Annotated in this window: 9 protein-coding genes and 1 pseudogene; 2 read left to right on the top strand and 8 right to left on the bottom strand. The window is 70.2% G+C overall.

Features of this window, described 5'->3' with window-relative positions; translation table 11 throughout:
- Positions 1–43: 43 nt before the first annotated feature.
- Positions 44–964 carry an LpxL/LpxP family Kdo(2)-lipid IV(A) lauroyl/palmitoleoyl acyltransferase gene (lpxL, locus tag ACT9AS_RS14245; protein ID WP_445100823.1) on the top strand — a complete coding sequence of 307 codons (921 nt, stop codon included), beginning with the start codon at positions 44–46 and terminating at the stop codon, positions 962–964.
- A 6-nt stretch (positions 965–970) separates the two neighbouring features.
- Here lpxL and ACT9AS_RS14250 read toward each other — a convergent pair whose 3' ends face one another.
- The 6 genes from ACT9AS_RS14250 to ACT9AS_RS14275 all read right to left on the bottom strand — a co-directional run bounded on the left by ACT9AS_RS14250 (position 971) and on the right by ACT9AS_RS14275 (position 5793).
- The gene (locus tag ACT9AS_RS14250; RefSeq protein ID WP_445100824.1) at positions 971–2329 is read right to left on the bottom strand and encodes an O-antigen ligase family protein; all 1359 of its coding nucleotides are present in this window, start codon (positions 2327–2329) and stop codon (positions 971–973) included.
- Positions 2310–3434, bottom strand: coding sequence for a glycosyltransferase (locus ACT9AS_RS14255; protein ID WP_445100825.1), 1125 nt, complete (start codon positions 3432–3434; stop codon positions 2310–2312). The genes ACT9AS_RS14250 and ACT9AS_RS14255 overlap by 20 nt, the downstream gene beginning before the upstream one ends.
- Before the next feature lie 34 nt (positions 3435–3468).
- Positions 3469–3669 (bottom strand): zinc-finger domain-containing protein, encoded by a 201-nt coding sequence (locus ACT9AS_RS14260; protein WP_445100826.1) that lies wholly within the window; start codon positions 3667–3669, stop codon positions 3469–3471.
- A 167-nt stretch (positions 3670–3836) separates the two neighbouring features.
- Entirely contained in the window at positions 3837–4544 is a 708-nt protein-coding gene (locus ACT9AS_RS14265; protein WP_445100827.1) for a pirin family protein, read from the bottom strand.
- Positions 4545–4546: 2 nt separating this feature from the next.
- Complete coding sequence (locus tag ACT9AS_RS14270) at positions 4547–5125, bottom strand: YceI family protein (RefSeq protein ID WP_445100828.1); 579 nt, start codon at positions 5123–5125, stop codon at positions 4547–4549.
- A gap of 59 nt (positions 5126–5184) precedes the next feature.
- Positions 5185–5793, bottom strand: a complete 609-nt coding sequence (locus ACT9AS_RS14275) for a malonic semialdehyde reductase (RefSeq protein WP_445100829.1) — start codon at positions 5791–5793, stop codon at positions 5185–5187.
- 144 nt (positions 5794–5937) lie between these two features.
- Between ACT9AS_RS14275 and ACT9AS_RS14280 the strand changes: the two genes are divergently transcribed.
- Entirely contained in the window at positions 5938–6867 is a 930-nt protein-coding gene (locus tag ACT9AS_RS14280) for an ELM1/GtrOC1 family putative glycosyltransferase (RefSeq protein ID WP_445100830.1), read from the top strand.
- Positions 6868–6944: 77 nt separating this feature from the next.
- Here the strand turns inward: ACT9AS_RS14280 and glnE are convergent, their stop codons facing one another.
- Both glnE and ACT9AS_RS14290 read right to left on the bottom strand, forming a co-directional pair.
- A complete protein-coding gene (gene glnE / locus ACT9AS_RS14285; protein ID WP_445100831.1) occupies positions 6945–9857 on the bottom strand; it encodes a bifunctional [glutamate--ammonia ligase]-adenylyl-L-tyrosine phosphorylase/[glutamate--ammonia-ligase] adenylyltransferase in 2913 nt (970 codons plus the stop codon).
- 257 nt (positions 9858–10114) lie between these two features.
- Positions 10115–10369, bottom strand: a pseudogene (locus tag ACT9AS_RS14290) (TCP-1/cpn60 chaperonin family protein); the annotation flags it as partial.
- Between the last annotated feature and the right edge of the window lie 7 nt (positions 10370–10376).

Genomic DNA, 10376 nt, shown 5'->3' on the forward strand with positions numbered 1-10376 from the left:
GCGCACCACCGGGCGCAGGCGCGGCGGCGATAGAATCACCCGCATGTCGAATCCGCCCCCTTCCGACCTGCCCGCTCCGCCACGGGGCCCGCGCCACTGGCCGACCTGGATGGCGCTCGGCCTGATGTGGCTCGGCGCGCGGTTGCCGTGGTCGCTTCAACGCGCGCTGGGTGCTGGCATCGGTGCACTGGCGATGCGCCTGGCCGGGGCGCGGCGGCGCGCGGCACGGATCAACCTCGCGTTGTGTTTTCCGGAAATGGACGAGGCTGCCCGCGAGGCATTGCTGCGCGGGAGCTTCCGTGACTTCGGCATCGGCCTGTTCGAGTTCGCGCGGGCGTGGTGGGGATCGGTCGCGCCGATGCGTCGCACGGTGCGGATCGAAGGGGTCGAGCGGGTCCGGGACATCCTCGACGGCGGGCGCGGCGTGCTGCTGGTTTCGGGCCACTTCATGACCCTGGAGATGTGCGGACGCCTGATGTGCGACGAGCTGCCGCTGGCCGGCATGTACCGCCGCCACCGCAGCCCGGTGATGGAGTGGGCGGTGATGCGCGGGCGGCTGCGCTATGCCACCGCGATGTTCGCCAACGACGAGTTGCGCGGGGCGATGCGTCATCTCAAGCGCGGCGGCATCCTGTGGTACGCGCCCGACCAGGACATGCGCGGCAAGGACACCGTGTTCGCACCGTTCTTCGGGGTGCCGGCGGCGACGATCACCGCGACCCACCAGTTCGCCCGGCTGTCGGGCTGCGCGGTGGTGCCGTTCTTCCATCGCCGCGAAGGCGCCGACTACGTACTGCGGCTGGGTGAGCCGCTGCCGGACTTTCCGTCCACCGATGCGCAAAGCGACAGCACCCGGGTCAATGCCGCGATCGAGGCGATGGTGCGCGAGGCGCCGAGCCAGTACCTGTGGATCCACCGTCGCTTCAAGCGACGCCCGCCGGGGCTGGAATCGCCGTACCGCTGAGCCGGCTCAGGCCGCCGCTGGCGGCTCGGTCGCACGCCCCGCCAGCAGGCTGCCGGCATACAGCGCCGCCAGCAACAACGTCAGCCCGCCCCAGAACGTCGAGTAGAACGCCAGGTGGGTGTTGAGCGGGAACACCGTCACCACCAGCGCCAGCATCGCCGGCCGTGCGCGTTCGCGGGCGACCGCACTGGCGAAGCGCCACGCGCGCCAGGCCAGCGCGGCACCCATCAGCCACAGCAGCAGCCCGAAACCACCGGTTTCGCTGAGTACCTCCAGCACGATCTGGTGGGCATGGAACGCCGGCCCCTCGCCCCATTGCGCGACCTCGCCGCGCTGCGGGTCGCAGGCCGGGAACGCCTCGCGGAAGCCACGCGCGCCCACGCCGTTGACCGGGTGCCGCCCGGCCATGCACAGCGCCGCGCCCCAGATCCTGCTGCGTCCCGACAACGCCCGGTCGACGCCTTCCTCGTTGGCCGCGAGTACGTGGGTGGTACGGACCAGGCGGTCGCGGACATCGTGCGAGGCGTAGGCCAGCACCACCAGCATCACCGCGCCGAAGCCGAACACCGCGACCAGCTTCTTCCAGCCCAGCACCCGCCAACCCGACAGCACCAGCACCAGTGCGTAGGTGACCCAGGACGCGCGCGAGCCGGCCAGCACCACGACCACGCCAACCGCGGCCGCGGCGACGAGCCAGCCGACACTGCCGAACCGACGCCCGGCCGCGTAGAGCGCGAACGGCGACAGGCTCGCAATCACGATTCCGAGTTTCAGGTTGCATGGCCCGAGGATGCCGCTGAGGCGGTCGGCGCCCGCGACCTCCTCGGCCGTGCACATGCCGTGGCCGCTGATCACCTGCTTGATCGAGTCGATCCCGAAGAACAACGGACTGGTGCCGGTCAGCGCCTGCAGCAGCGCATCGACCGTCCAGATCCCGAGGATCACCGCCAGTCCGCCGAACGTGGTGCGGCGTCCCCGGCCGTTGGCCACCGCCGACGCCGCCAGCCACAGGAACGGCAGATAGCGCAGGTCGACCGCGGCCTCGCGCAGGGCCCTGGGCGGATCGACCGCATCGAAGGCCGACACCAGTTCGGGCAGCCAGTAGGCGAAGAACAGCACGCTGGTCAGTGCCCAGGCCTGGTGGCTCAGCAACTGGCTGCCGCCGCTGAAACGCGAGGAGACCAGTTTGACGATCGCCAGCAACGCGCCCAGCACCAGGATACCTTCGGCGTAGCCCGGGGCGGGCCACAGCGCGACATAGGCGAGGATCCAGGCCGGCGCCCAGCGCCAGCCGCGGACCGGGCCGTGATCGTGATCGTGGCCAGGCGACGGCAGTGCAGGCGAATCAGTCGATGAGTTCGGCATAGACGGCCAGGGTGGCGCGCTGCATCGCGCGCAGGGTGTAGTCGGACAGTGCAGGCATCGTACCGGCTGACACCGCCGGACGCGCAAGCAATGCCCGGGCACCGGCATGCAGTGCGTCCGGGTCGAAGGGTGCAATCGCGCCATCGGGTTGCAACTCGCGCAACAGTTCGCCGACCCCGCCGTGGGCCCAGCCCAGTACCGGCCGCGCGCACGACAGCGCCTCGACCACGGTGCGGCCGAAGGCTTCGGGCTTGCGCGACAGTTGCAGCACCAGGTCGCTGGCGGCATAGGCGCGGGCGATCCGGTCCGTCGGCGGAGTGAACGCCACGGCATCGGCGACAGCAAGCGCACGGGCACGTGCTTCGAGTTCGGCGATATAGGACTCCCGGCCGGCCTCGCGTGCACCCGGCAGCCACAGGCGCGCATCCACGCCATCGCCGCGCAGGCGCGCAAGCAGTTCCAGCGCGTCGGCGTGGCCCTTCAGGCGGGTGCCGCGGCCGGGCAACAGCAGCAATGGGCCGTCGCCAGCCAACGCCGGGTGCAGGTCAACGGCCCACGCACGCGCATCGCGATCCGGCACCGGCGCGGGTGGAAACGCGAGCGGGTCGATCCCGCGCGGAATCACCCGCAGCTTGACCGGATCGGTCGAGGGGTAGTGGCGCAGCACGTAATCGCGCACGGTGCCGGACACGCAGACCACGCGTTCGCCGCGGGTCATCACCGCGCTGTAGCGCGACGGCGAATTGAGCCCATGCACGGTGCTGACAAGCCGCGGACGCACGGACGCGTCCATGCCGCGCAGGGCCACCACGCCGACCCAGGCCGGCAGCCGCGAACGCACGTGGACGATATCGGCATGCTCGCGTTGCAGCAGCGCGCGCAGCGGACGCACCCGGGCAAACGTGGCCAGCGACTTGCGGCCGATGTCGAGTTCCACGTGCTCGGCGCCGAGCGCCTGCAGCCGCTGCACCAGTCGTCCGCCCGCGGACACCACGACGGCGCGATGGCCGGCTTCGACCAGCGCCTGCGCGATTTCGAGGGTGGAGCGTTCGACCCCGCCCGACTCCATCGCCGGCAACAGCTGGACGACGGTCAGCCGGCGCATGGCCGCGGGTATCCGGGCAGCGGCCAGGCGATGGTCAGTCTTCGAGGACGAAATGGGCGCCGCAGTACGGGCAATCGCATTCGCGCTCGGCTTCGATCGGCAGGTAGACCCGCGGATGCGAGTTCCACAGCGCCATCGATGGCAACGGGCAGCTCAACGGCAGGTCGTTGCGCGAGACGGTGTAGCGGCGCTCGGCGTTGGCCTGGATGGGATGGTCGTGGGCGGCTGCGGTCATGGTCGATGGCGGCGGTGGTGCGAGGGCCGCAGTTTAGCAGCCGCCAGCCGCAAAGCCCCGCCTGTCCGCCCGCTCATGTAGGAGCGACGTAAGTCGCGATTTCCTCGCGAACCGGGATCGCCGTGCGATCGCGACTTACGTCGCTCCTACATGAACCCTCTGGCGGGTCAGGCCGGCAGGTCGAACAGCAGGATGTCAGCGCGTGACTCGCCTTGGCCCGTGATCCGCAATGAACCACCTTCCTCGACGTAGCCCATTGCGTCACCGGCCACCAACGCGCGACCATTGGCCTCCACCGCGCCCTGCGCCACGTGCAGCCAGTAGCGCCGCGACCGCTGCAACTCCCGTTCCGCCGCCTCGCCTGCTGCCAGCCGCGCATTGAACACCCGCGCATCCTGCCTGATCGCCAGGCTGCCGTCGGCGCCGTCGGGCGAAGCCAGCAACTGCCAGCCCACGGCCTCGACGGCGTCGCGCTGCGCATACGCCGGTGCCGCGTTGACCCGGTCGGGCTGCAGCCAGATCTGCAGGAAATGCACCGGATCGTCCTTCGATGCGTTGAACTCGCTGTGGCGCACACCGTGGCCGGCGCTCATCCACTGCAGTTCGCCCGGACGGATCACTCCACCGCCGCCGGTGCTGTCCTCGTGCGCAAGCGCGCCGGCCAGCACGTAGCTGAGGATTTCCATGTTGGAGTGGCCATGGGTCGGGAAGCCCGCGCCGGGCGCGACGCGGTCTTCGTTGATCACCCGCAGCACACCGAAGCCCATCCAGTCCGGATCGTGGTAATCGCCGAACGAGAACGTGTGGCGGCTGTCGAGCCAGTCGACATGCGCCGGGCCGTGGCCACGATTGGCGGAAGGGCGTTCGATGATCATGTTCAGGCGTCCTTGGGCACCGCGGCCTCGGTGGTGATGCGCAGGCTCACCTCGTCGCTGACGGCCGGCGCCGCCATGCCCAGGTCGAAGTCGGTGCGCTTGACGGTGGTGGTGGCGTCGAAACCGATCGCCGGCTGCCCGCCCATGTTCTCGCCGATCTTGTTGAGGGTGACGTCGAGCACGACCGGACGGGTGATGTCCTTGATGGTCAGGTTGCCGGTGACCGTGAGCTTGCCTTCGCCAGCGGACTCGACCCTGGTGCTCTTGAAGGTCGCGACCGGGAACGCGGCCGCATCGAAGAAGTCGCTGCTGCGCAGGTGCTCGTCGAACTTGTCGGTGAAGCTGTTGAGGCCCGACAGCGGCAGGGTCACCTCGACGCTGGAGGCGGCGACGTTGTCGGCGTCGTAGACCAGGGTGCCGTCGGCATCGCCGAAGTGCGCGCTCGGGTTGGAGAAGCCGAAGTGGCTCCACTGCGCGATCACGTCGGTGTGGGCGGGGTCGAGCTTGTAGGTCACCGGCTCGGCGAACGCGAGCGTGCTGGCGCTGGCCAGGGCGACGGTGAGGACGAGTTTCTTGAACATGGGATATCTCCGAAGCTTGTTGGGATGTGCCGGAGGCGGCTGCGCATCCGGCGGGTCGGTCAAAGGATCCGCGCGGCCTCGTCGAACGGCAGCCGCGGCGAACGTGCGAACAGCTTGTCCGGGTCACCGTGACCGAGGTTGACCAGGAAGTTGGACTTGATCGTGGTGCCGCTGAAGAACAATTCGTCGACCATCGCGTTGTCGAAGCCCGACATCGGACCGGTGTCGAGGCCCAGCGCGCGCGCCGCGAGGATCAGGTAGGCGCCCTGCAGGCTGCTGTTGCGGAACGCGTGGTCATGGCGACCCTCGCGCGGGCCGTCGAACCAGCTCTTGGCGTCGGTATGCGGGAACAGGTACGGCAGCTTCTCGTGGAAATCCTCGTCATAGCCGATGATCACCGTCACCGGCGCGGCCATGGTCTTGGCGTGGTTGCCCTCGCTCAGCGCCGGGCCGAGCTTGGCCTTGGCTTCGGCCGACTTGACGAACACGAACCGTGCCGGCGTCTGGTTGGCGCTGGTCGGGCCCCACTTCAGCAGGTCGTAGAGTTCGCGCAGCGTTTCGTCGCTGACCTCGCCACCCAGCTCGTTGTGGGTACGGGCGGTACGGAACAGCTGGTCGAGCGCCTGCGGCGGCAGTGCTGCGGTCGGGGGCGTGGCCTGGTCGGTCATCCTGGTCTCCGTGAATGCGATGGTCGCGGGGAAGCCGCGGCCGATGCATGCAAGTGTAAAGTCTGCCGTTGAAGCAACAGCCGATGCCCTCGCAACGGATTACTGCCATAAATGGAACAATCGAACCCCCGCGCGAGCAATTGGATGCTGACCGACGGCAATGCCGGCAACGTGCGCCAGGCGCGTGCGCTGGCGGCGGCGCTGGGGCGGCCGGCGCGCGAATGGGTGCTGCAGGCGCGCGCGCCATGGCGATGGCTGGCCCCGCGTGCGCTGCCCGGCGCGGGCTTCGCGTTCGGTGATGATTTCCGCGACGCGCTCGCAACGCCGCCACGGCTGGCGATCGGCTGTGGCCGGCAGGCCGCGCTGGCGACCCGGCTGCTGCGTCGGCGCGGTGCGCGGGCGGTGCAGATACTCGACCCGCGACTCGCGCCGCGGCACTGGGACCTGGTGATCGCGCCGGAACACGACGACCTGGCCGGCGACAACGTCATCCGCCTGCTCGGCAGCCTCAATCCGATCGACGACGCCTGGCTGCAGTCCGCGCGGCGTCACTTCAGTGCGCTGGCGACGCTGTCGCAACCGCGCACCGCGCTGCTGCTGGGAGGCAACAGCGCGCATGCGCGGTTCCAGCCGGCGTGGTGGGATGCGCTGGCCGACCGCCTGCAACGGGTGGTCGAGGCCGAGGGCGGTTGCCTGCTGGTGACCACGTCGCGACGCACTCCCGCCGATGTCGTCGCGCGCCTGCACCAGCGCTTCGCCGGCCGCCAAGGCATGGTCTGGAGCGGCAGCGCCGATGGGCCGAACCCGTATTCCGGCCTGCTGGCCTGCGCCGACCGCATCGTGTGCACCGCGGACTCGGTCAACATGCTGTCGGAAGCCTGCGCGACCACGCTGCCGGTGTTCGTCGCCGGCATCGACGCGGTGCGCGGGCGGCCGCGGCGGTTCGTCGACAGCCTGCTCGGTCTTGGCCGGGTGCGGCCGGTGGATGACGCCCTGGCGGCATTCGCGGTGACGCCGTTGCGGGAGACTGCCCGGGTTGCTGCGGAAGTGCGTAAGCGACTGGGGCTGGATTGAAGTCCGGATCCCGCCCCATGTAGGAGCGACGTAAGTCGCGATTGCACGGCGATCCCGGTTCCCGAGGAAATCGCGACTTACGTCGCTCCTACATGGGGATATCGCGTGGGGATATCGCGACCCGCTCCGGGTTCCGCCGCAGCCGTCCCGCTGAAATCCAGGCCATGCGCCGCCACTGCATCCCGTATCGCGGCGCGCGCCGCTTCGACGGCCTCGTCGCGTGGCACCCGCCGCTGGCGCCGGTCAAGACTGCATTCGAGCCCGCGCGCGAGCAACGCCGCGTGCGCTGCGAGCAGCCTGTCGGCGGTGTCCGCGCCGAACACGCCCGCCTCCCGCAGCGCCCCGATCAGGCCGGGCGTATCACGCGGGCCCAGCAACCCGGGCGCCGCGTCGGCATGGTCCAGCACCAGCGCCTGCAGCAGGAACTCCAGGTCGACCAGCCCACCTTCGCCCTGCTTGAGGTCGAACGCCGCCGCGTCGCTTCGATCCAGTTCGGCACGCATGCGCGCGCGCATCTTCGACACGTCGGCACGCACCTGCGCGGGGTCGCGCTCGCGCGCAAGCGTCTCGTCGCGCACGCGCCCGAAGTCGGCGCACAGGCTGGCGTCACCGCTGACGCAGCGCGCGCGTACCAGCGCCTGGTGTTCCCAGTTCCACGCGCGGCTGCGCTGGTAGTCGGCGAAGCTGGCCAGGGTCGATACCAGCAGGCCCTTGGCGCCGTCGGGTCGCAACCGCACGTCGACGTCGAACAGCCGGCCGGCCGCCGATACCGTGCCGAGCAGCGCCACCACCTTCTGCGCCAGCCGCGCGAACCAGCGCGAGGCATCCAGCGGACGGGCGCCGTCGGACTGGTCGGCACCACCGGTGGTGTCGTAGAGGAACACCAGGTCGAGGTCGGACCCGAACCCCAGCTCGCCGCCACCAAGGCTGCCGTAACCCAGCACCGCGAACCGCGCCCCGGGTACCCGGCCATGCGCGGCCGCGACCTCGCGTTGGGCCAGGGCGAGCACGCGCATCACCACCCCGTCGGCCAGCCACGCCAGTTGCTGTGCGCTCTCGACCGCATCCTGGCGGCCGTCGCGGGTGGCCATCGCGATCCGGAAGCTCAACGCCTGCCGGACTTCATTGAGCGCATTGAGCACGGCCTCGGTGTCGTCGGCGGCGATGCCATCGTCGACGCCGTCGTCGGCATCGCGCGCGACCGCCAAACAGGCCTCGATCAGCTCTTCGCGCCCGGGGAGCGGGCCGCCGATGCGCGCGTCCAGCAGTTCGTCCAGCAACAGCGGGTACGACGCCAGCCGCTCGGCCAGCAACGCGCTGTGGCCGACCACCTCGACCAGCCGTGCCAGCGCCGGCGGCTGCTCGTCCAGCAACGCGAGGTAGGCGCTGCGGCGCAGGATGTTGTGCAGCAACGCGAGCAACCGGCGCAACGCGAGCATCGGCTGGCTTGATCCGGCCGCGCCCTGCAGCAACGCCGGCAGCACGCGGTCGAGCCGGGCGCTGGTGCTGTCCGACAGGCCGCGCACGCCGGGGCTGCGGACCAGGTCGCGTAACAGCGAGTCGGCCGGCCCGGCGTCGGCGAAGCCGGCGTCGGACAGCAGCGCGAGCTCGCCGGGCTGGTCGCCCGAGGTGTCGCGCAACTTGCGCCAGTAACCGGCCAGCGCAGCCGGCTGGTGGCTGGATGGCCGCGGCGCCAGCAGCGCGGCGAACTCCTCGCTGACCACCGCGCGATGCACGTCCAGCGCGGCGCGCAGGGCCGTCCAGTCGCCGTGACCGAGGCCATCGGCAATGCGGGCGCGGTCGACCGCGTCCTCGGGCAGCGCGTGGGTCTGCTCGTCGCGCAGCATCTGCAGGCGGTTTTCCAGTCGGCGCAGGTGGCGGTAGGCCGTGTCGAGCGCGTCGCCCGCGGAGGGTTCGACCTGGTTGGCCTCCACCAGCGCGGCCAGTGCGGGCTGCAACTGGCGCACGCGCAGTTCCGGTTCGCGACCGCCGCGGATCAGCTGCAGCGTCTGCACCAGGAACTCGATCTCGCGGATGCCGCCGGGGCCGCGCTTGATGTCGTCGGCCAGCTCCTTGCGCGCGACCTCGGCGCTGATCGCGGCCTTCATGCTGCGCAGGCCGTCGAGCGCGCCGTAGTCCAGGTAGCGCCGGTAGACGAACGGCCGCAGGGTCTCCAGGAAACGCTCGCCCGCGTCCCGGTCGCCCGCCACCGGCCGCGCTTTCTGCCAGGCGTAGCGCTCCCAGTCGCGCCCTTCGCGCTGGAAGTACTGCTCCATCGCCGGGAACGACCACGCGACCCGCCCCGCATTGCCGTACGGGCGCAGCCGCAGGTCGACCCGGTGGCAGAAGCCGTCGGCGGTTACCTCGTCGAGCAGCCTGACCAGGTGCTGCCCGAGCCGCGAAAAGTACTGCTCGGCTTCAAGCGGCCGGGTGCCGTCGCTGGTTCCGCCGCCGTGCTCGTAGGCATAGACCAGGTCGATGTCCGAACTGAAGTTGAGTTCGCCACCGCCGAGCTTGCCGAGCCCGAACACCACCAGCCGCTGATGCACGCCATCGTCGTCACGCACGACGCCGTGGCGGCTGGCGAAATCGGGCTCCAGCGCATCCAGCGCGAGTGCCAGGCAGGTTTCGGCCAAGGCGGTGCTGCCGGCCAGGGTCGCGTCGACATCGTCGAGGCCGTGCACGTCGCGCCAGACCAGCCGGGTCGATTCGGCCGCGCGGTAGCGTCGCAGCAGGCCCGGCCAGTCGTCGCGCCGGTCGGCGTCAAGCGCGGGCGCCGCCACGGGGTTGGCTCCGTCATCGTCGAGCAACTGCCGCAACAAACCGGGCTGCCGCACCAGCGTGTCGACCGCGAAATCACTGGCAACCGCAACCGCGCGCACCCGCACCTGCTGGGCTGGTGTCAGCGGCGCGGCGGCAGGCAGGCGCGCCATCGCGCGCTCGGCGATGGCATCGATGGCGGAACCGTCGGGGGCATCGTTCATCGACACGATGATGGCAGAAAGTAAAAAGCCCGCCCCGGTCGAACCGGTAGCGGGCCTGCTCCCTCCCCCACGTCGGGATGCGGCTCGATCGTGAAGGACTTGTTAGGTCGAGTGCACGCTGCAGTGCAATAAAGAACCGTCGGGTTCAGAAACGTTTCCACAGGACCCCGCGGCGCCAAGCCTTGGCCCGGCGAAGCGTGCAAACAGAAACCCCGCCTTGCGGCGGGGTCCCTGGTGTTGCTGGTGGTGCGGAAAGGCTTGGATCAGAAGCCCATGCCACCCATGCCGCCCATGCCACCCATGTCGCCACCGCCCGGCATCGGCGGCTCTTCCTTCTTCGGCAGCTCGGCGACCATCGCCTCGGTGGTGATCATCAGCCCGGCGATCGACGCGGCGTTCTGCAGCGCGGTGCGGGTGACCTTGGTCGGGTCGAGGATGCCGAACTCGAGCATGTCGCCGTACTCGCCGTTGGCGGCGTTGTAGCCGTAGCTGCCCTTGCCTTCCTTGACGTTGTTGAGGGCCTTC

The organism is Lysobacter sp. F60174L2 (genome assembly GCF_052547135.1).

Bases quoted from the DNA above. Each gene is read 5' to 3' on its own strand.
- lpxL (WP_445100823.1), top strand. From the start codon at position 44: ATGTCGAATCCGCCCCCTTCCGACCTGCCCGCTCCGCCACGGGGCCCG.
- ACT9AS_RS14250 (WP_445100824.1), bottom strand. From the start codon at position 2,329: ATGCCGAACTCATCGACTGATTCGCCTGCACTGCCGTCGCCTGGCCAC.
- ACT9AS_RS14255 (WP_445100825.1), bottom strand. From the start codon at position 3,434: ATGCGCCGGCTGACCGTCGTCCAGCTGTTGCCGGCGATGGAGTCGGGC.
- ACT9AS_RS14260 (WP_445100826.1), bottom strand. From the start codon at position 3,669: ATGACCGCAGCCGCCCACGACCATCCCATCCAGGCCAACGCCGAGCGC.
- ACT9AS_RS14265 (WP_445100827.1), bottom strand. From the start codon at position 4,544: ATGATCATCGAACGCCCTTCCGCCAATCGTGGCCACGGCCCGGCGCAT.
- ACT9AS_RS14270 (WP_445100828.1), bottom strand. From the start codon at position 5,125: ATGTTCAAGAAACTCGTCCTCACCGTCGCCCTGGCCAGCGCCAGCACG.
- ACT9AS_RS14275 (WP_445100829.1), bottom strand. From the start codon at position 5,793: ATGACCGACCAGGCCACGCCCCCGACCGCAGCACTGCCGCCGCAGGCG.
- ACT9AS_RS14280 (WP_445100830.1), top strand. From the start codon at position 5,938: ATGCTGACCGACGGCAATGCCGGCAACGTGCGCCAGGCGCGTGCGCTG.